Annotated in this window: 18 protein-coding genes; 10 read left to right on the top strand and 8 right to left on the bottom strand. The window is 55.8% G+C overall.

Annotated features, from left to right (window positions below):
• The first annotated feature begins 214 nt into the window (after positions 1–214).
• The 5 genes from argS (at position 215) to ACMHXI_RS12990 (ending at position 5,313) form a co-directional block, all read left to right on the top strand.
• Complete coding sequence (argS, locus tag ACMHXI_RS12970) at positions 215–1,960, top strand: arginine--tRNA ligase (protein WP_413735116.1); 1,746 nt, start codon at positions 215–217, stop codon at positions 1,958–1,960.
• A gap of 3 nt (positions 1,961–1,963) precedes the next feature.
• Positions 1,964–2,533, top strand: coding sequence for an SPOR domain-containing protein (locus ACMHXI_RS12975; RefSeq protein WP_345880823.1), 570 nt, complete (start codon positions 1,964–1,966; stop codon positions 2,531–2,533).
• Positions 2,534–2,760: 227 nt separating this feature from the next.
• Entirely contained in the window at positions 2,761–3,285 is a 525-nt protein-coding gene (gene hslV / locus ACMHXI_RS12980; protein ID WP_025009255.1) for an ATP-dependent protease subunit HslV, read from the top strand.
• A 21-nt stretch (positions 3,286–3,306) separates the two neighbouring features.
• Positions 3,307–4,632 (top strand): HslU--HslV peptidase ATPase subunit, encoded by a 1,326-nt coding sequence (gene hslU, locus ACMHXI_RS12985; RefSeq protein ID WP_025009254.1) that lies wholly within the window; start codon positions 3,307–3,309, stop codon positions 4,630–4,632.
• A 108-nt stretch (positions 4,633–4,740) separates the two neighbouring features.
• The gene (locus tag ACMHXI_RS12990) at positions 4,741–5,313 is read left to right on the top strand and encodes a nucleoside triphosphate pyrophosphohydrolase family protein (protein ID WP_045283201.1); all 573 of its coding nucleotides are present in this window, start codon (positions 4,741–4,743) and stop codon (positions 5,311–5,313) included.
• On the opposite strand, the gene torT is transcribed toward ACMHXI_RS12990, so the two are convergent.
• The 5 genes from torT to uvrD form a co-directional block, all read right to left on the bottom strand.
• Complete coding sequence (torT, locus tag ACMHXI_RS12995; protein ID WP_145839812.1) at positions 5,297–6,319, bottom strand: TMAO reductase system periplasmic protein TorT; 1,023 nt, start codon at positions 6,317–6,319, stop codon at positions 5,297–5,299. The genes ACMHXI_RS12990 and torT overlap by 17 nt on opposite strands.
• Before the next feature lie 155 nt (positions 6,320–6,474).
• Positions 6,475–6,903, bottom strand: a complete 429-nt coding sequence (locus tag ACMHXI_RS13000) for a hypothetical protein (protein WP_025009251.1) — start codon at positions 6,901–6,903, stop codon at positions 6,475–6,477.
• Positions 6,904–7,042: 139 nt separating this feature from the next.
• Positions 7,043–8,083: an NAD(P)H-dependent flavin oxidoreductase gene (locus ACMHXI_RS13005; protein ID WP_044733575.1), complete on the bottom strand. Its 1,041-nt coding sequence runs from the start codon at positions 8,081–8,083 to the stop codon at positions 7,043–7,045.
• A 153-nt stretch (positions 8,084–8,236) separates the two neighbouring features.
• Positions 8,237–9,097, bottom strand: coding sequence for a 4-hydroxybenzoate octaprenyltransferase (gene ubiA / locus ACMHXI_RS13010; protein ID WP_028779581.1), 861 nt, complete (start codon positions 9,095–9,097; stop codon positions 8,237–8,239).
• 102 nt (positions 9,098–9,199) lie between these two features.
• Positions 9,200–11,365, bottom strand: a complete 2,166-nt coding sequence (gene uvrD / locus ACMHXI_RS13015; protein ID WP_025886801.1) for a DNA helicase II — start codon at positions 11,363–11,365, stop codon at positions 9,200–9,202.
• A 339-nt stretch (positions 11,366–11,704) separates the two neighbouring features.
• Between uvrD and ACMHXI_RS13020 the strand changes: the two genes are divergently transcribed.
• Both ACMHXI_RS13020 and ACMHXI_RS13025 read left to right on the top strand, forming a co-directional pair.
• Positions 11,705–13,348 (top strand): methyl-accepting chemotaxis protein, encoded by a 1,644-nt coding sequence (locus ACMHXI_RS13020; RefSeq protein ID WP_338402416.1) that lies wholly within the window; start codon positions 11,705–11,707, stop codon positions 13,346–13,348.
• Positions 13,349–13,422: 74 nt separating this feature from the next.
• Positions 13,423–13,647 (top strand): hypothetical protein, encoded by a 225-nt coding sequence (locus tag ACMHXI_RS13025; protein WP_025009248.1) that lies wholly within the window; start codon positions 13,423–13,425, stop codon positions 13,645–13,647.
• A 42-nt stretch (positions 13,648–13,689) separates the two neighbouring features.
• On the opposite strand, the gene ACMHXI_RS13030 is transcribed toward ACMHXI_RS13025, so the two are convergent.
• From ACMHXI_RS13030 to ACMHXI_RS13040, 3 genes are all read right to left on the bottom strand, one after another.
• On the bottom strand, positions 13,690–14,493 hold the full coding sequence (locus ACMHXI_RS13030; RefSeq protein WP_129979442.1) for an SDR family oxidoreductase: 804 nt from the start codon (positions 14,491–14,493) through the stop codon (positions 13,690–13,692).
• Between the two features lie 26 nt (positions 14,494–14,519).
• Positions 14,520–17,117 carry a putative bifunctional diguanylate cyclase/phosphodiesterase gene (locus ACMHXI_RS13035; protein WP_208185180.1) on the bottom strand — a complete coding sequence of 866 codons (2,598 nt, stop codon included), beginning with the start codon at positions 17,115–17,117 and terminating at the stop codon, positions 14,520–14,522.
• 97 nt (positions 17,118–17,214) lie between these two features.
• Positions 17,215–17,442, bottom strand: a complete 228-nt coding sequence (locus ACMHXI_RS13040; RefSeq protein ID WP_133087278.1) for a hypothetical protein — start codon at positions 17,440–17,442, stop codon at positions 17,215–17,217.
• Between the two features lie 31 nt (positions 17,443–17,473).
• Here ACMHXI_RS13040 and ACMHXI_RS13045 point away from each other — a divergent pair, with 31 nt between their 5' ends.
• The 3 genes from ACMHXI_RS13045 to ACMHXI_RS13055 all read left to right on the top strand — a co-directional run bounded on the left by ACMHXI_RS13045 (position 17,474) and on the right by ACMHXI_RS13055 (position 19,733).
• On the top strand, positions 17,474–18,175 hold the full coding sequence (locus tag ACMHXI_RS13045) for a spondin domain-containing protein (protein WP_025009244.1): 702 nt from the start codon (positions 17,474–17,476) through the stop codon (positions 18,173–18,175).
• Between the two features lie 11 nt (positions 18,176–18,186).
• Complete coding sequence (locus ACMHXI_RS13050; RefSeq protein ID WP_413735123.1) at positions 18,187–18,924, top strand: spondin domain-containing protein; 738 nt, start codon at positions 18,187–18,189, stop codon at positions 18,922–18,924.
• 92 nt (positions 18,925–19,016) lie between these two features.
• Entirely contained in the window at positions 19,017–19,733 is a 717-nt protein-coding gene (locus ACMHXI_RS13055) for a response regulator transcription factor (RefSeq protein ID WP_025009242.1), read from the top strand.
• Positions 19,734–19,852: the final 119 nt, after the last annotated feature.

The raw sequence follows: 19,852 nt of genomic DNA on the forward strand, positions 1-19,852 counted from the left end.
GACATCATACTCCCCAAAAATAAAGATCAGCGATTCTTAAACAAAGATTCATCCATAATAGTGATCTTAAAAGGCACCCGGCTGCGGCAAACCCTGGCAACAACAAAATTTGCTGATAAAACCGTACAGGTGATAGCAATGTTACCGCCGAAAGCGCTAGAATGTGCGGTTATTCCCCTTTTAACCTTTATCAGTCAGTGTCGATAAAACGCCAATGAAATCACATATCCAATCTTTGCTTGAACAGACAGTAGCCACTTTGAAACAACAGGGGCTGATCCCCGAAGAGACTGCGCCAAGGATTCAGGTAGACCGAACCAAGGATAAGAGTCACGGCGATCTGGCCACCAACCTGGCCATGATGCTGACCAAAGCTGCCGGCAAGCCGCCTCGGGAGCTGGCACAACTGATCATCGACAATCTGCCGGCCTCCGGCCATGTGGCCAAGGTAGAGATAGCCGGCCCCGGCTTTATCAACTTCTTTATTGATGACAATGCCCTGGCCAAACAGCTGCAGGCGGCACTGGCCGACGAGCATCTGGGTATAAACCTGCCCAAGTCGCAAACCGTGGTAGTGGACTACTCCTCCCCTAACCTCGCCAAAGAGATGCATGTGGGCCATCTGCGCTCCACCATCATTGGCGACAGCGTTGTCCGGGCGCTGGAGTTTCTCGGTCACAAGGTGATCCGCCAAAACCACGTCGGTGACTGGGGTACCCAGTTCGGCATGTTGCTGGCCTATATGGAAGAGCTGCGGGCACAAAATGGTAAAAACGCCAACCTGGAGCTGTCGGATCTGGAAAGCTTCTATCGCGCTGCCAAACTGCGTTTCGACGAGTCGGCCGAGTTTGCCACCCGCGCCCGTCAACTGGTGGTCGAGCTGCAATCAGGTGACGAGTACTGCAACAAGCTGTGGCGTGAATTCAACGATATCTCTCTGAGCCACTGCCATGAAGTGTATCAGCGCCTGGGCGTCAGCCTGACTCGCGCCGATGTCCATGGTGAAAGCGCTTACAACGACGATCTGGAACAGGTGGTCAAAGATCTGGATGCCCAAGGCTTGCTGTCTGAAAGTAACGGCGCCAAGGTGGTATTCCAGGAAGAATTCCGTAACAAAGACGGTGAAGCCCTGCCGGTGATCATTCAGAAGGCCGATGGCGGCTATCTCTATGCCACCACAGACCTGGCGGCCATGCGCTATCGCTCGGGTACCCTGCATGCCGATCGTGCCCTCTACTTCGTGGATCTGCGCCAGGCACTGCATTTCCAGCAAGTGTTCAGCCTGGCCCGCACCGCAGGTTTTGTGCGCCCGGAAATGACACTGGAACACATGGGCTTTGGCACCATGAACGGTGAAGACGGCCGCCCATTCAAGACCCGCAGCGGCGGCGTGGTGAAACTGGTTGACCTGCTCGATGAAGCCAATGTCAGGGCGCTGGAGCTGGTACGCAGCAAGAACCCCGACATGGACGAAGACACCCTGGCCGAAATCGCCCGGGTAGTGGGCATCGCCTCGGTGAAATACGCCGATCTGTCGAAGAACCGCGCCAGCGACTATATCTTCAGCTTCGATCAGATGCTGAGCTTTGAAGGCAACACAGCGCCATACTTGCTGTACGCCTACACCCGGGTTGCCGGGATTTTCAAGCGGGCCGAAGGTGTGGATCTGAGCAATGCCGTTATCGCTCTGGAACACGACAAGGAAAAAGAGCTGGGCAACAAGCTGGCCCAATTCGGTGAAATCCTTGCCCGTATGGTCGACAAGGGCCAACCCCATGTGCTTTGTGGTTATCTGTTCGAACTGGCCGGCGCCTTCTCCAGCTTCTACGAAGCCTGCCCCGTGCTGGCGGCCGATAACGAAACCCAGAAGCACAGCCGTCTGCTGCTGTCTCAGTTGACCGCCAAGACCCTCAAGCAGGGCCTGTCACTACTGGGTATCGAGACCCTGGAGCGCATGTAATCCATGGGACGCGATTACGCCAATAGCAAACCCAAGCCCCGCAAGCCAGCCAAGCGGAGCGCTCGCAAGCAACCGCAGCCCAGGCAAGGCTTTCCTGTGCTGTTGCTTGTGGTGGTAGTGGCCGTGGTGGCCGGCTTTGGCTATTTCCTCTGGAGCCTGAAGAGCAGCGCCCCCGAGGCCGAAGTGGTTCAACCTCAGCCACAGACTAAGCCGGTTCCCCAGAAGAAAGACCCCAACGCCCTGCCGCCCAAGCCCAAAGAGGAGTGGACCTACCTCAAGGAACTGGAAAACAAACAGGTAGAAGTGGATCTGCCGGAAGAGAGCAACAAGCCATCTCGCCCTTATCAGATGCAGTGCGGTTCCTTCCGGGTGCAGTCCCAGGCCGACGAGATGAAAGCCGTGATCGCCTTCCAGGGACTAGAAGCCCAGGTGCGCAAGGTGCAAGGCACCAGCGGTGTCTGGTACAAGGTGGTACTCGGCCCCTACGACAGCAAGCGCGATGCCGAGCGGCAGCGCCACGTGCTGCAAAGAGCCGGTCTCAACGGCTGTATGATCTGGTTCTGGGAAGATTAAACTCCCCTCCTCAATTTAAAGGCTGCAAACAATAAGATTTGCAGCCTTTTTGTTTTTCAGCACGAAAGCCGCTGCCGGGCACTTGATATTTCCGCCCCCAACCCCATATAGAAAACTATCACCTCATTAGTTGGCTTTGCTGTGCCCCCAATGGGCCGTTTCATGCAGCAGACCCTGGGGATTTGACCCATGACGGACGCGCCGTCCGCCCGAGAAGAGGATCTATCGTGACCACTATCGTATCTGTACGCCGTAATAATCAGGTTGTTGTCGCCGGCGACGGCCAAGTGTCTCTGGGCAACACTGTGATGAAAGGCAATGCCCGCAAAGTACGCCGCCTGTACCACAATAAGGTACTGGCCGGTTTTGCCGGTGGCACCGCCGATGCCTTTACCCTGTTTGAACGCTTCGAGGCCAAACTGGAGATGCATCAGGGGCATTTGATGAAGTCGGCGGTCGAACTGGCCAAAGACTGGCGCAGCGACAGAGCCTTGAGAAAACTCGAAGCCATGTTGGTGGTGGCCGATCATGAAAGCTCACTTATCATCACAGGTAACGGCGATGTGGTACAGCCGGAGCATGATCTTATCGCCATAGGTTCTGGTGGCAACTATGCCCAGGCCGCGGCGTTGGCGCTGCTGGAAAATACCGAACTGGGTGCCCGTGATATTGCCGAGAAGTCGCTGACCATAGCCGGTGATATCTGCGTATTTACCAACCAGTTCAAGACAATAGAAGAACTGAATTACTGATCCCGAGCGTGAGGAAGCACTATGTCTGAAATGACACCCCGCGAAATCGTCCACGAACTGGACGCGCATATCATAGGCCAACAGAAGGCCAAACGCTCTGTCGCAGTAGCCCTGCGTAACCGCTGGCGCCGCATGCAGCTGGATGCCGGCTTGCGCCAGGAAGTGACCCCGAAGAATATTCTGATGATAGGCCCAACCGGTGTCGGTAAGACAGAGATCGCCCGCCGTCTGGCCAAGCTGGCCAATGCACCTTTCATCAAGGTTGAAGCGACCAAGTTCACCGAAGTGGGCTATGTGGGTAAGGAAGTAGAGCAGATCATCCGCGATCTCACCGACGCCGCGGTCAAACTGACCCGCGAGCAGCAGATGAAGAAGTGCCGCACCCTCGCCGAAGAAGCCGCCGAGGAGCGGGTTCTCGATGCCCTGCTGCCCAAGCCAAAGAGTGAATGGGATCAGGAAACCGAGGACAAGTCCCACACCCGCCAGGTGTTCCGCAAGAAACTGCGTGAAGGCCAATTGGACGACAAAGAGATCGAAATCGATGTCTCGGCACCGCAAATTGGCGTCGAAATCATGTCACCTCCCGGCATGGAAGAGATGACCAACCAGTTGCAGAGCCTGTTCCAGAACATGGGTCAGGGACAGAGCAAGCGCAAGAAACTCAAGATCAAGGATGCCTACAAGCAACTGGTCGAAGAGGAAGCCGCCAAGCTGGTCAACCAGGAAGATCTCAAAGAGCAGGCCATTGAGCTGGTCGAGCAACACGGCATAGTGTTCCTCGATGAGATAGACAAAATCTGTAAGCGCGGCGAAACCTCAGGCCCGGACGTGTCCCGCGAAGGGGTACAGCGTGATCTATTGCCTCTGGTGGAAGGCTGCACAGTCAACACCAAGCACGGCATGGTGAAGACAGACCACATTCTGTTTATCGCCTCCGGCGCCTTCCAGATGAGCAAGCCATCGGATCTGATCCCCGAGCTGCAGGGCCGTCTGCCGATTCGGGTCGAGCTGGATGCCCTGACCGCCTCCGACTTCAAACGGATCCTCACCGAGCCCCACGCCTCGCTCACCGAGCAGTATGTGGCCTTGATGGGCACCGAAGGAGTCAGCATCGAATTTACCGAGTCGGGTATCGACCGTATTGCCCAGGCCGCCTGGCAAGTCAACGAGCGTACCGAAAACATCGGCGCCCGTCGGCTGCACACTGTGATGGAGAGGCTGATGGAAGACATCTCTTTCGAGGCCAGCGACAAGTCCGGCAGCAAGTTTGTTATCGATGCCGAATATGTCGATGCTCACCTGGACAACCTGGTTCAGGATGAAGATCTGAGTCGCTTCATTCTCTGATTTTCACCTCAAAAAGCCTCCTTCGGGAGGCTTTTTTACGGCGCTTTTTTGCCTTCGGCGCGCGCATTCTTTATCATCCTCTCCTTTGCCCAAGCTGGAACCCAAGCTATGAAACTGACTCTGCTGACTCAAGAGCTGTACAGCAAGCTCTACCGTGATATTCAGGAATTTCGCGCCACTTTCGACCTCCCGGTCAACTCTCCTGACACCCTGGATGCCAAGGCAGACACACTGCACACCTCACTTATCAGCGAAGAGCTGACCGAACTGGCCGAGGCCGGCGATAAAGTTGAACAGGCCGACGCCATAGTCGACAGCGTGTATGTGTTGATGGGCCGCTTGGTACACTTGGGCTGCACCCAAGTCGGAGAGAGACTGGAGATCAGCTACCTGATAGATCTGCTGCTGCAGGTTGCCGCCAACAAGGCTATCGACTTTGAGCCCTGCTGGGATGAGGTACATGCCAGCAACATGAGCAAGGTATGCCGCAATGAGCAGGAACTGGCGGATACTGTGGCTCACTATGCCAAGCAAGGAGTGGAAATTGTCGGCAGCCGTCAGGGCGATTTCCTGATAGCCAAGTGCGCCAAGGATGTGGAAATGACCGGCAAGACAGTGCGCCAAGGCAAAGTGCTCAAGTCTGTCTATTATCGTCCGGCCAACCTCAAGGGTCTGGTTTAGCCCCCTCGAGTTTGCTCAGCTCCCTGTAGGTCATCCATTGTCCTTCAGGGGGCAGGGTCTGACTCATATCCAGCTCAGAGATGTTTTGCGGGGTGACTACCCGGATCTCCGGGCTGACCCGCCCAGGCACTTTTTCGCCCTGCAGCAGCCTCACCGCCAAATCAACCGAAATTCTCGCCTGCAGTACAGGTGAGTCTGTCACTGTTGCCATCAACTTGCCCTGCTCGACCAAGGCCATGGTTTGCGGATTACTGTAAAATGCCAACACCCGTCCGGGAAACATTCTGGCCGCCACAGTGGCCGCCACTGCATTGCCCAGTAGATAATCAGCCTGAAAGCGCCGGGTCAGCGCCCGCACCAAGTCGGCCTGCACAAAGGTTTCAGTGACACCATAACCGCCTTCAATCAGCTCGACTTGGGAACCGCTAAGCCCTTGTTTTAGCCCCAGCTCGGCATCCATCACCCAAGCCGCTCCCGAAGGGCCGGGAAACCAGGCCAGGCTGAAATCCTGTCTGCCACTGGCGGCAAACAGATATTGCACCGCGGCTTGAGTCATATCGACAAATGACACCAACGAGCGACTGTCTACCTGATTACTGTTAATACCATTGACCAGATCCACAACTCTGGCGCCCTTGGCCCTGAGCCTCGGCAATTCAGCATTAAAAAGCTCCGCCGAGACGGCCGCCAGAATATAACCTTGGGCACCGCGAGCCTCGCATTCATCTAGCTGGCGCAGTTGCCGCTCCGCCTCAGTGTAGCCACCGGCATCATAAATACCTATCTCGACGCCCAGTCTGTCCGCTTCCTCGGCCAAGCCCCAGGCGACACCCCACCAATAATGATCTTTACCGTGGGGCAAAAGGGCGCAGAGGCGCCAGGCTTTGTTGGCCCGCACCAGCGGCTTATACAATTGCTCTTCACCATCGGCACGCACCTTGACCGGATACCAGGTTGCCGTGGCAGGAAAAACCAGCAGCAATAAACTGCAAAGGAGATATTTCATCTTTTATTCCCGAGAGTCACTCTATTAACCTTATACCAATCGCCATAAAGTGGTGCCTTGATCGAGCATTCGACTGACTCGGGACGACAGAGAAGCAGAATTCAGCTACAAAAAAAGCAGACCTCCTGGTCTGCTTTGTCAGTGAGTTAAAGTGGTTAGAACTTCACTAGAGTCCCTTTCAGTGCCACCCCGGCCATGATGGCACCGGCGCCACACTCATATTCGGTCTCGCTGGCAAACTCACGCTTCTTGTAATAGGACTGGATATTGACCACAGCGTCCATCCCCTCACGCTCGGCGCGCTCCTGCAACGCCTTTAGCGCACTCAACATCACCCACTCACAGGCTTCGCGATCCGACTTGCCAAAGGCATTGGTCTTTTTATTGGTGATCACCTCACCATAGCTCTTGCTGATCTCCGGGTGAGCCTGAGTGGCAAAATACAGTGGCACATCGTAAAGGGCTTCTTTGGCCTTCTCGGTCTGCAGCAGTTCCTGCACCGGATACTGGGCTATGGTGTCGCGGGCCGCGGCGTTGGCACTGACCATCAGGGCCAGCAGCGCCAGAGCAAGTGATTTTTTCATCTATATCTCCCTATTGCGGCTCCACGCCGCAGTCAAAGCTTTGATTGCAGTCCATCTAAAGATAGGGTCACTCCGCCGGTTGCAGGAGTGACTAATTCGCAATGATACAGGCAGTTACATACACTAGACCAGAAAAAGCTCAAGCCCTGATAAAGGCCGCCATCAACTCACGTGTCAAGTCGGCGGCGGGAATTTCCCGACATCCCTCCGGATTCTGACCACACCAGAGCGGGCTGAAATCACTGCAGTCGCGTGCTTCTGCCGCAGCGCGCAGCGGCGCAATGGCATTGGCCGCCAATGGGAAATCCGGCGCTTGCCCCAAAGGCCCCAACTCACGCATCAAACGGGTCATTATGCCTCTGGCCGGACGGCCACTGTAGAGATTGGTCAGCGCCGTATGGCGATTCATTTGCGGATCTTTCAGCGCTTGGCGATGCAGTTCACTGATCTCGGCCTCCGGGCACAAGAGATAGGCCGTACCCACCTGCACCCCGGCCGCTCCCAAAGCCATGGCCGCCTGCACTCCGGCGGCGTCGGCAATACCACCGGCGGCAATCACGGGCACCTTCACCGCCTGTACCAGGCGCGGTAGCAGGGCAAAGGTACCACTGTGCTCGGTCAAATCATCACTGAGGAAATGGCCTCTGTGACCACCGGCTTCCAGGCCCTGAGCTATGATGGCATCCACGCCTCTGGATTCGAGCCACTTGGCCTCGGCGACGCTGGTTGCCGAGGCAATCACCTTGGTGCCCCAGCTCTTGACCCTGAGCATCAGTTCGGTGGAGGGAAGCCCGAAATGAAAACTCACCACTTCGGGACGAAAGGGTTCTATAACCGCGGCAACCTCGGCATCGAAGGGACGCCGCTCGGCGCCACCGCCGAGATCTTCGACCTCGAATTCACGGTAATAGGGCGCCAGTTGCTGCAGCCAGGCATGCAAACGCTCGACTTGTTCCTCGGGTGGCTTATGGCAGAAGAAGTTGAGGTTTACCGGCCGGTCACTCTGGCGCCTGAAGCTCTCTAGCGCCAGCTTGAGTTTGTCATGGGATAACATGGCGCAGGGAATAGAACCAAGCGCACCGGCGGAAGCGACGGCCAATGCCAGCGGCACGCCCTGAGCGCCGGCCATGGGGGCTTGAATAAGCGGCAATTCAATACCAAAGAGTTGTTCTATCAACATACCAAGACTCCTTCTTGCTTGCTTCAGTCCTCAGCGGCGCTATTCCCGCTGCTTGGTTCAATCATCCGGCTGTTCAGACTAACGGTTGGCGGTTGTTTGCGCCAGCAAAAACGCCGCGATAATCGCGGCGTTGACAGTAAAACTCAGTGTCGTTCAGAGCAGGTAATCCATCCCCAAGGCGACAAACAAGGCCATACCCGCCCAGTTGTTGTTGAGAAATGCCTTGAAGCAGGGAGCCCGCTGTCTGTCGTAAATCAGCCTCTGCTGATAAAGCCCAAAGCCGATAAAGGCCAGCAGCCCCACCAGATAGAGGGCACCTCGCTCGGCCACATAACCTGCAGTCATAAAGCAGGCCAGCGCCGCCAACTGAAACAGGCCGATGATCTGCCTGTCGTAACGGCCGAACAGAATGGCGGTGGACTTGATCCCCACCTTGAGGTCATCGTCCCTGTCCACCATGGCATACATGGTGTCGTAGGCGACAGTCCAGAACCAGTTGGCGGCAAATAGCCACCAGGCTTCGACAGGCACTTCACCTGTCTGGGCGGCATAGGCCATGGGAATCGACCAGCTCCAGACTATGCCGAGGAACATCTGCGGCATATTGGTGTAGCGCTTGGTGAAGGGATAGATAATGGTCAGCAGCATGCCGACAAGGGAGAGTTTAACCACCAGAGGGTTGAGCAACAGCACCAAACCAAAGGCAAACAGCCCCATGACCACAAACAGGCCCAGCGCTTCTTTGACCGTGACCTCACCACTGGCCAAGGGTCTGGACCTGGTGCGCTCGACATAGGTATCCAGCTCGCGGTCGGCATAGTCGTTAATGATGCAGCCACAGGCACGCATCACAAACACACCTACGATAAAGATGATCAGCACCTTGAGATCCGGTAAGCCCCCGGCCGCCAACCACAGCGCCATTAAACAGGGCCACAGCAGCAGAAAAGTTCCTATGGGTCTGTCCAGACGCGACAGACGGGCATAGACATCAATTTTTTCCCTCAAGTTCATCGGTAGGCTCTCCAACACATCTCAGCCTTAAATTTGCCAAGCATTATGACTCAGCAACAGTGTGATTGACACCGCAAAACGCGAATTTTCCTACCCGAGCTGTCAACAAGCAGTTAACTTGGCGTAGGCCACCACCAACCACTTGCTGCCGAAGTCATCGAAATTCACCTGCACCCTGGCCTGTGCTCCCTGACCTTCAAAATTGGTCACTATCCCCTCACCGAATTTGGGGTGCAGCACCCGTTGGCCAACATTGAAGCCCGTGTCGTTGAAGCTGCTTTGCGACTTGCTGAACCTGTTATTGGCCATGGGAGTTGCCACCTGCGCCTTGAGACGGATCTCTTGCAGGTACTGAGGCGGGATCTCCTTGATAAAGCGCGACGGCCGCGAGTAGTTTTCACGGCCATAGATGCGGCGTGACTCGGCATAGGTGATATACAGCTGCTGCATGGCGCGGGTCATGCCCACGTAACACAGGCGCCGCTCTTCTTCCAAACGATCGCCCTCTTCCAGCGACAACTGGCTGGGGAACAGCCCTTCTTCAACACCGGCCATAAACACCAGCGGGAACTCCAGCCCCTTGGCCGAGTGCAGCGTCATCAACTGCACCGCATCTGTGTGGGCATCGGCCTGGCCTTCTCCCGCCTCCAGCGCCGCATGGGACAGGAAGGCATTCAACTCACCCATGTCCACCAGCTCTTCCGGCACTTCGAAGGTGCGCGCCGCGGTGACCAGTTCCTCGAGGTTTTCCACTCTGGCCTGAGCCTTTTCGCCCTTTTCCTGCTCATACATGGCCTTGAGCCCGGAGTCCTGGATCACTATATCCGCCTGGCGATAGAGGGGCAGCTCTTCGGTGTCGCTGCGTAGCTGCACTATCAAGTCCATAAAGCTGCGCACCGCATTGGCGGCGCGGCCGGCCAAGACCTTCTCTTCCAACAAACGGACGCAGGCCTGCCACAGGGTCAATTGCTGCTGCCGGGCCGTGGTTCTGAGAATATCCAGGGTGCGATCGCCTATGCCTCTGGCGGGAGTGTTGACCACCCGCTCGAAGGCGGCGTCATCGTCGCGGTTGGCAATCAGGCGCAGGTATCCCATGGCATCCTTGATCTCCTGACGCTCGAAGAAGCGCAAGCCGCCATAGATGCGATAGGCCAGCCCCTTGTGCAGCAAGGCCTCCTCCAATACCCGTGATTGAGCATTACTGCGATAGAGGATGGCGCAGTCACTGAGACTGCCGCCCTTGTCCTGCCAGTCGCCAATGCGGCCTATGATGAAGCGGGCTTCATCCATCTCATTGAAGGCACAGTAAACTGAGATCGGCTCACCATCGACATCTTCAGTCCACAGCTGTTTGCCCAGCCGATCCGGGTTGTTGGCGATAAGTTCGTTGGAGGCCTTGAGAATATTGCCGCTGGAGCGATAGTTTTGCTCCAGGCGAATAGTTTCGGCATTGGGAAAATCCTGTAAAAACTTGTGCAGGTTTTCCACTTGGGCGCCACGCCAGCCATAGATGGACTGGTCATCGTCGCCCACTATCATCACATTGGCGCTCTTGCCTGCCAATACTCTGATCCAGGCATATTGAATGGCGTTGGTGTCCTGAAACTCATCCACCAGAATATTGCGGAACCTGTCCTGATAGTGGGCCAGAATATGTTCCTTGTTGAGAAACAGCTCGTGAGCCCGCAAGAGTATCTCGGCAAAGTCTACCAGCCCGGCGCGATCACAGGACTCCTGATACACCTGATAGATTTGTACCAGTTTCTGCTCCATGGGGAAGAGGCCGCCATCCAGATGTTTCGGCCTTAGCCCTTCATCCTTCTTGCCGTTGATATAGCCGGCCACCATACGCGGCGGATACTGTTTCTCATCCAGATTCAGGCTTTTGAGGATGCGCTTGAGCAGCCGCAGTTGATCATCCGAGTCGAGGATCTGAAAATTTTGCGGCAGGCCGGCATCCTGCCAGTGAGTGCGCAGCAGACGATGGGCCAGACCATGGAAAGTACCAATCCACATGCGGCCCATATGGTTGCCGACTATCTTCTCCACCCTCTCCCGCATCTCGGCGGCCGCCTTATTGGTGAAGGTCACCGCCATAATGGAGTATGGGCTCTGGTTTTCCACCTGCAGCAGCCAGGCAATCCTGTGAGTCAGTACCCGGGTCTTGCCGCTGCCGGCACCGGCGAGCACCAGCATGCTGGATTGAGGTGCGGCTACCGCCTCACGCTGCTTGTCATTCAGGCCATCCAATAAAGAAGATACGTCCATTCGCGCCTCCACAAAAACGAGCGCGCATTATAGCAGGAAAGACCCATAGCTCCTACGCGCCTTGGCAGGCTACTGACTGAACTGGACTCAGATGCAGTGGGCACAGCAGAGTCGGCTCTATCTGTATTCCTCCTGCTTTGACCACAAACAAGACACTGCATTTGGCATTGATATTAAATCATTACTAAATAATTACTTAACAATATAAACAATCGAAAATACTAAAAATTAAAACAATTACCTATTAAATTGCCACAACTTACAGTTTGCATCCGGACAAACACCTAGGATCTTGAAACATTCACTATATATTTCATACATTTGTTTTGGAGCCGGGTTGTGAACCAAGCCATCTTTTCCAATCTTTCTTTGCGCAAGTTGTTGATCACCTTGTTTGCCGCGCTGCTGGCGCTGTTTTGCCTGTCATTGGGCACCATTGCCTATCACCTGCAGGAGGTGAAAAGCCAGATAAGCCTGCTGGAGCGGGAGTACCACAGCAATGATCAGGCCGCCTCTTTGCTGCAACTGGTATCCGGCCTCAGACGGGAACAGCTGGGATACAGCTTGAGACGGGTACTGAATGCCCCCATGAGTGAGGAGTCACGTCAGTACCTGCAGGATCAGACCCTGGCGATCAACTCGGCGCTGGCGCAACTGAAACAGGGTGCCGGGCAAGATACCCTGGTGCAACTGCACAAGCTGGATGCGCCACTGCAGGCCTTTATGGGACTGCATAAACAGTTTTTGGATCGAGACAGCAGCGACCTGCCGGAAAACACCGCCAACATGCTGACCTCCATGGAGTCCTGGCATATTTACAACAATGTCGAGACCGAACTCAAAGCCTTGATGGAACTGGAAACCAATAAGGTCAGCTCTGCCAGAAGCGCCAGTAAACAGGCAATTCAATCCCTCAGCAGCAGTCTGGTCATCGTCTTCTGCCTCTTTGTGACTCTGGCATTGGGAGCCGGCTGGTTCCTGCTGCGGCGAATTTTTATCCCCCTTGGCGCCACAACACAAGTGCTGGAGCAGATAGCCTCTGGCGATCTCGCAACCGAAATTCCGATGGAAAAATTCAGCAGCAGCGAGTTCAAACACCTGGCCGAAACCCTGGGACAGATGCGTAACACTCTGCATGAGATGATTTCCCAGATAGGCGCGGCCTCGGTGCAACTGGCCGCCGCCGTGGAAGAGATGACTACAGTCGCCGCCGAAGCCGCCGAAGAGATGCAACAACAGCGCTCTGAGGTCGATCAGGTGGCTACCGCCATGACAGAGCTGCAGAGCTCGATTGCCGATATCTCCCGCAACACCACCCAAACCGCCGATCAGGCCAACCAAGGGGTGCTGGCCACCACAGAGGGCCAACAAGTGGTGCTGCAGACACTGGATACCATTCAAAGCTCGGATGCGGAAATCACCGCCGCCAGCGAAGTGATAGGCCAGTTGCAAAAAGACTCAGATTCCATTGCCATGGTGCTGGAAGTGATCGCCCAGATAACAGAGCAGACCAATTTATTGGCCCTCAACGCCGCCATCGAAGCCGCCCGGGCCGGTGAGGCAGGAAGAGGCTTTGCCGTGGTGGCCGATGAAGTGCGCACACTCGCCAGCCGTACCCAAAGCTCGGCGCTGGAAATCAAAGGCACCATAGAACAGCTGCAGCAAAGAGCTCTGCACGCCAACGAAGTGATGCAAAAGAGCCGCGAGCGGATGCAGGGCAGTGTTCGCTGCGCCAATGAGGCCAGCGATGCGATTGAAAGGATCAGTGCCGCGATCGGCATCATCAACGACATGGCGATTCAGGTGGCCAGTGCCACCGAGCAGCAAACAGCGGTTACCGGTGAGTTGGGGGTCAACATCACCAATATCAGTGATGCCGCCTCCAAGGTGTCCATGGGGACGGGGCATGTGTCTCAATCCAGCCAGGAGCTGAGTCAGTTGGCCCACAACCTGGCGCATTTGATCAGCCGTTTCCGCACCTAAAATGAGATCTTCGTCACACTCATGCGGCCACGACGGCCGCATGATAATACCATTCCAACTTGGAGAGACTGACTATGGGATATTCAATCAAAGACTTGGTATATAACGGTGAAACTCATGGGGTGCACAACTGGTCGACACTGGAAGGCAGCCAGTTTTACTGGCATCCGGATTGGCTGCATATCGCCGAGGATATAACCGGCCACAAGGCAACGGCCCATATTCAGGCCAAAGCCGCCAAGGCCAGCCATGAGGAGGCGAAGGCCACCATAGTCCAGCACCTCAACGACAAAAAGTAATCTTAAATAAGCCTCCCACGCGGAGGCTTATTTATTCTTGGGCTAGTGCCCGGACGCTATTGCCTTACGGGCAAGATTATCCACCCAGGCTGGAGCGATAAGGCGGACAAAACGCCCCAGACGACCACGCCAGGAGGTGATCAACATTCGCCCCCGCCCGGCTATGACCGGCAGCATCATCTGCGCGCATTCTTCGGCGGTCATGATCTTACTCTCTGCCATGGGAGAAGTTCCGAGCGGTTTACCCTCTCCATCCAGCGCCCGCCGGTGGATCTCGGAGACCACAAAGTCAGGACATATCACAGTCACAGCAACATTGTCCTCGGCCAACTCGATTCGCAGTGAATCAAAAAAGCCCACGACAGCATGTTTGGAGGCGGCATAACCACTGCGGGTTGGCACCCCGGTCAGACCGGCCACGGAAGCCACCACCACCACTTGTCCTTGGGAAGCCTTAAGATGCGGCAGTGCTGCATGGGTCAGCCACGCCGGTCCCAAATAATTGACCCGCATCAGCTGTTCGAGGATGTCCAGCTGCTTGAGCTCATCGAAGCGGCTCCACATGGTCATGCCGGCATTGTTGATCAGTATATCCAGCCGCCCGAAGCGTTCGATAACCGTGGCTATCAAGGCTTCACAGTCCTGTTGTCGCCCGATATCACTACAAACCACCAACGGCGCACCGCCGACCGACTCGACCTCCATCGCCAGGGTACGCAACCTGGATTCATTGCGGGCACTGAGTACCAGTTGTCCGCCAAGCGGCGCCAGTGCCAGAGCGAGCGCCCGCCCAATACCTTCCGAGGCGCCGGTAATCACTATGACCTTATCAGCAAGTCCTTCCATCTGCAGTCCATTGTCAGTCGAAGTTATCAGGCTAAGCTCGCATACTCCTCCTGCAAGTGCAATCCCTGCTGCCGGCGCTCATGGCGCTTCTCCCATTGCAAAAACTGCTCCAGAGGTTTGGGGCGCCCAATGGCGTACCCCTGGGCATAGTCGACCCCTATCTCCAGCAGCTTATCCATGATCTCCTGGTTTTCGACAAACTCAGCCACTGTCTCTATGCCCATGACCCGGCACACATCGTGAATCGATTTGACTATCGCATAGTCCCTGGCATTGGTCGCCAGATGCCGGACAAAGCAGCCATCTATCTTCACATAATCCACCGGCAGCTCCCGCAGGTAGCCGTATGAAGCAAAGCCACTGCCAAAGTCGTCCAGAGCAAAGGCAAATCCCAAGCGGCGCAATTGGTTGAGCATCTCCATCGCCCGGGTTCGGTTCTGAATAGCACTGGTCTCTGTGATCTCAAAGCAGACACAGGAGCTGGGAATGCCATAGCGTCCCTGCATCTCGGCGATGTAATCCAGCATACCTTCACTGCCCAGGCTGTTTCCCGAAAGGTTGATGGAGATACAGATCTCCGGCCATAGCTGAGGATGCTCGGATAGCCAGAGGAACGCCTTGCGGATCACTTCCCTATCGACTTCCGGCATCAACTTGAACCGCTCCGCCGCCGCAATAAACTGTGCCGGAGGCAGAATACGACCACTGTTGTCGCGGATCCGCAGCAAGATCTCCAGCCTTTGACGGCGACAGCAGCCGTTGAGTCCTTTAATCGGCTGGAAATAGAGCAGCAGCTCTTTATCCTCTATGGCTCTGGCAATACGCACCGCCCACTTGGGGGCATTGCGTTCATTGGCCAGCTCTTTGTTGCGATCATCGAAGAAGTGAATTTGACTACTGCCCTTGCGCTTGGCCGCCAGACAAGCGATATCGGCATCCTTGAGCAGCTCGGCGGGCGCAGAGCAAGGGCCTCTATGGAAGGCCACGCCACAGCTGACCCCGACTCGGTAATGGGCGCCGCCACAGGGCAAGATCTGCAGACAAACCTGCCTCACCACCTGCTTTAAGAACCTGGCAACTTCCAGAGCACTGCGGTTACGGATAGCCAAGCCAAATTCATCACCACCGAGTCTGGCCAACATCTCGTCACCCTGCAGACAGGACTCTATGGCTCTGGCAACCATGACCAGCATCTGATCGCCGGCGTCATGGCCGCAGTTGTCATTGATAAGCTTGAACTGCTCCAGATCCAGATAACAGAGTGCCAGGGTCTCGGTGCCTTCGGCGTATCCCGGCAGCCGCTCTTCAAAGGCGCTGCGGTTGTAAAGCCCGGTAATACCATCGACACTGGCCTTCAACCTCAGTTGCTGTTTGAGGGTTTCCTCCTGGGTAATGTCCCGCAGCACAGTCACCACGCCTATCACCTGGCCCTTGTGATTGCAGAGGTTGCTGACCGCCCGCTCCATGATTCTCGGCTGCTGCATCTGCAGAGTGACCTTGCTGTATTCGGGAACCCGGCTGCCGCTGGACATAAAGTTGAGCAGTTCTTCGTCCAGTTGATTATCGCTTTTGAGCAGGGTATCCAGAGTCCGCCCCAAAGCCTGTTGACTGCGCAGCCCGAGTAGGGATTCAGCCTGAGGATTGAGATAGATCACCCTGGCCTTATTGTTGGTGAGGATCACGGCTTCGGCAATGGATTCCAGGGTGATTCGGGAACGCTCTTTCTGCTGAAAAATCCGCAGCAACAGGTTGTTGATCCTGTCGGCCAACACCTTGAACTCGGCGCCGCCGCTGCCGCTGACATGGGTATAGCGTCTGGCGCTGGGATCTATCTCCTTCAGCTCTGTCATCAAACGGTCGAAAGGTTTCAGCAAGCCGCGTCGCAGCCAGAGATAACCGGCGGCCACCATCAGCATGCCGCCTAGCAACAGCAGCATGACAACCAACAGGCTTTGCCATTCCAGCCGCTCGAAGGCGTCTCTTTGTTGTTTAACCTGCAGCGCCAGCACAGGCCCAATAAGGGTGGGCACTTGGATTTGACTGGCCAGCTTAAGATGTTGCCCCGGGCTCACCTGCTGTTGCAGCGGTGCCAGCGCCACGGAATGGATAAGGTCAGCCTGTCCCAGGCTCTGCAGGTGCGCAGGGGTCAGTAAACGAGTGACTATCAGAGCCTCGTCATCATCGAAACGATAGAACCCCAGCTGCAAAGGTTGCTCATTGACTATCACGGCGCCAAAGGCTTCCTTGTCCAGGGTGGAGAAGAGTCCGGCTGGAGGGATTATCTGCCCGGACACCCGGGTCTTGCCGTCTGCCAGCGCCGTCACCTTACCCTGATGCAGATGAAACAAACTGATATTGGAAGACTGCAACCCCTCCAGCCAACCTTTCTGCAGCGACTCGCCCGGCGTTTGAAGAATGGGAACATAGAGGCGCGCCAGTTGTAACAGGCGCCGGGACTCACGGGTAAACTGCTGCTCAATTCCGACATACTCATGCTCCAGCGTTTGCTGCCGGAACTGACCCAGACTGTATTCAAACCAAAAATTCAAACTGTAGGCGACCGCAAGCAGGGCAGGAATACAAAACCCCAGGATAAATACGCCTATTTTTTTGCCAATGTGCATCTTAAACCACGGCTGATTGTTACCGGATACCAAGAATGGCCGGACTCCGGCAGGCAACATACCTCATTTAACGTCCGGTTAAAACTCTTGACTGGCGTCATTGCCCGTTTGCCGCCACTTTGCCCGCGACAAACTGCACCAGCTTGCCCTGACTGTTATCCAATTGTGTTGATTTGGCGCAGTAAAAGGCGGTTAGGTATGTGCTTTTGAGCACAATTTGCAAAATTGAAAATCCCAATCGCCGTAGATTAGCCATTCCCCGCCCCGAAAAAGTGAAGCTTTCGTGATAAACCGGCGACCTTGAGGTGAACTCCAGGGTAAACACTAGACTTATCCCCATAAGAAGGAGCAAGCCGATGAAACCCAAGTTACTACTGCCACTGCTGTTGAGCACACTGCCACTGAGCCAGTTATCCCAAGCCGCCCAGTTGGAGATAAGTATCAACAACCTGACCCATGGCAACCACTTTACCCCCTTGCTTATCGCCGCCCATGACGGCAACAGTCACCTGTTTCAAGCCGGAGAGCCCGCAAGCTCTGCCCTGCAGAAGATGGCCGAAGGCGGAGATATCAGCGAACTGCAACTGGCAGTCACAGCCAACAACGGCGTGATTGTGGCCAACCCAGCCGCCGGCTTACTGGCCCCTGGCGCCAAGGTTGAAAAGGTAATGCTGGATAGCGGCGCCCTGACACATCTGAGTCTGGTGGCCATGCTGCTGCCCACCAATGATGCCTTTGTCGGCTTGGACGGTTGGGAAATACCCAGCACTCCGGGCAGCTATACCCTCTATCTCAATGCCTACGATGCCGGGACAGAAGCCAACGACGAGCAGATTACCGGTGGCGGCGCGCCTGGAGTTCCCGGTATTCCGGCGGCGCCCGATGGTATGGGCGGCCAGAACGGCACCGGCGTGATGGACGACTCGAGCAATGACAGGGTGCATATCCACCCGGGACTACTCGGGGATACAGATCCCAATGGCGGCATCAGCGATGTCGACAGCCGTATCCATCGCTGGCTGAACCCGGTTGCCGCCTTGATCGTTACCGTCAAATAAAGGAGCGGCAGATGAACACTACAAGCCCTAAAGAAGCGACCCTGGCCCGAGTCTTTGCCCTGCCCCTGATACTGGCATTGGTAATGCTGACCGCCTGCTCGGACAATGACCATCCCGGCACGCCACCCCAGCCACCGGAACCTGAGCCTGCTACCAGCAACTTCGATATCCGGGTGGCCAACCTGACCGCTAACCAACCTCTATCACCTATCGCCCTGTTGACTACCGACAAAGAGCTGCAACTCTGGCAAAACGGCTCGCCGGCAAGCCTGGCACTCGAGCGACTCGCAGAAGGTGGCGACAGCAGCGAGTTGGCCAATATCAGCGGAGTGCACACACTGATGAGCGCAGAGGCTCCGCTGGCCCCCGGGATGGCCCAGGACTTCAGCCTGAACCTGACCTCAGAAGAGAATATGACCTTGGCCCTGGTCACTATGCTGGTGAATACCAATGACGCTTTCAGTGGCATTCAGCAGGTAGACCTGAGTAACCTGGCAGCCAATGAGAGCTTGCAACTGCTTGCTCCCGCCTATGATGCCGGCACAGAAGCCAACTCAGAAACCAAAGGCAGTATTCCCGGCCCGGCCGATGGCGGTGAAGGCTTTAACAGTGCCAGGGATGATGTCGATAGAGTGCATCTCCATCCTGGGGTTATCTCGGCCGATGACGGCCTGGCCGACTCGGTCTTGACGCCCTCGCACAGGTTCGATAATCCGGTGCTCAAGATAATGATCTACCGTAAGTCCTAGTCTTCAGCGCTTTGCTCCCAAGATAAGAGCCTGAAAGAAAACCCCGCGGCGCCGGGTCAACTCCAATACCCAGAGTTGATTCGGAGCCCAAGATGATCCCTTCCAGCACACCGCAGATCCTGCTGCTTGCCCATGATCAGAGCCTGGCCGATATCCAACGCCTCAATCTCGAGACTCTGGGCTGCCAGCTATGGCAAGCGACGAGTTTTCAACAGGCCAGAAGACTGCTGGCGAGTAAACCTCTGGCTCTGTTGATCATGACACGCCAACTGCCTGATGGTGACATGCTCGGCCGTTGTCAGATGCTCAGGCAAGAGTATCCGAATCTGCCGCTATTGCTTCTGGGGGAGTCCGACAACGAGGCCGATGTGGTTCTGGCTCTTGAGGCCGGTGCCGATGACTACCTGCTTCAAAGCTGTGGCACTTTGGAGATACGTGCCCGGATCAGGGCCTGGCTCAGACGGGGCGAATACATCAAGCTGCCGGGTCAGCAACTCGAATTCAACGGCCTCAGCATCAATAGTGCTACCCGCGAGGTCAAGGCCTTTGGCCGGCCACTGCAGTTAACCGCCAGAGAGTTTGATCTCTTGCTGTTTATGGCCAAGCGGCCGAGACAGGTATTCAGCCGGATGCAACTATTGCAAGGCGTTTGGGGGTCAAACTATGCGGGCTACGAACACACGGTCAACAGCCATATCAACCGCCTGCGCACCAAATTGGCCGCATGTCCCAAGAGTGAGCCCATAGTGACCACTGTATGGGGTGTGGGATACAAGTTTTCACCACCCGAGCAGGCCAGCCATTACTGAAAAAGCAATAAAAAAGCCCGCAATGCGTAATGCCGATCAGTTAAGACAGATCGCTTGACGATCTCACTGAAAGGATCAAAATCCGATGACCCCATGTCATCGGATTTTTTTATGCAACT

This window comes from Shewanella sp. BJSY2023SW005 (assembly GCF_047314585.1).
GTDB classification, from domain to species: domain Bacteria; phylum Pseudomonadota; class Gammaproteobacteria; order Enterobacterales; family Shewanellaceae; genus Shewanella; species Shewanella algae.

Excerpts from the sequence above, each read along its gene's own strand:
- ACMHXI_RS13035 (WP_208185180.1), bottom strand. The coding sequence starts at position 17,117 with ATGCACATTGGCAAAAAAATAGGCGTATTTATCCTGGGGTTTTGTATT.
- hslU (WP_025009254.1), top strand. The coding sequence starts at position 3,307 with ATGTCTGAAATGACACCCCGCGAAATCGTCCACGAACTGGACGCGCAT.
- ACMHXI_RS13055 (WP_025009242.1), top strand. The coding sequence starts at position 19,017 with ATGATCCCTTCCAGCACACCGCAGATCCTGCTGCTTGCCCATGATCAG.
- uvrD (WP_025886801.1), bottom strand. The coding sequence starts at position 11,365 with ATGGACGTATCTTCTTTATTGGATGGCCTGAATGACAAGCAGCGTGAG.
- ACMHXI_RS13045 (WP_025009244.1), top strand. The coding sequence starts at position 17,474 with ATGAAACCCAAGTTACTACTGCCACTGCTGTTGAGCACACTGCCACTG.
- ACMHXI_RS13050 (WP_413735123.1), top strand. The coding sequence starts at position 18,187 with ATGAACACTACAAGCCCTAAAGAAGCGACCCTGGCCCGAGTCTTTGCC.
- ACMHXI_RS12975 (WP_345880823.1), top strand. The coding sequence starts at position 1,964 with ATGGGACGCGATTACGCCAATAGCAAACCCAAGCCCCGCAAGCCAGCC.
- ACMHXI_RS13005 (WP_044733575.1), bottom strand. The coding sequence starts at position 8,083 with ATGTTGATAGAACAACTCTTTGGTATTGAATTGCCGCTTATTCAAGCC.
- ACMHXI_RS13030 (WP_129979442.1), bottom strand. The coding sequence starts at position 14,493 with ATGGAAGGACTTGCTGATAAGGTCATAGTGATTACCGGCGCCTCGGAA.
- ubiA (WP_028779581.1), bottom strand. The coding sequence starts at position 9,097 with ATGAACTTGAGGGAAAAAATTGATGTCTATGCCCGTCTGTCGCGTCTG.
- torT (WP_145839812.1), bottom strand. The coding sequence starts at position 6,319 with ATGAAATATCTCCTTTGCAGTTTATTGCTGCTGGTTTTTCCTGCCACG.
- ACMHXI_RS13000 (WP_025009251.1), bottom strand. The coding sequence starts at position 6,903 with ATGAAAAAATCACTTGCTCTGGCGCTGCTGGCCCTGATGGTCAGTGCC.
- ACMHXI_RS13025 (WP_025009248.1), top strand. The coding sequence starts at position 13,423 with ATGGGATATTCAATCAAAGACTTGGTATATAACGGTGAAACTCATGGG.
- argS (WP_413735116.1), top strand. The coding sequence starts at position 215 with ATGAAATCACATATCCAATCTTTGCTTGAACAGACAGTAGCCACTTTG.
- ACMHXI_RS12990 (WP_045283201.1), top strand. The coding sequence starts at position 4,741 with ATGAAACTGACTCTGCTGACTCAAGAGCTGTACAGCAAGCTCTACCGT.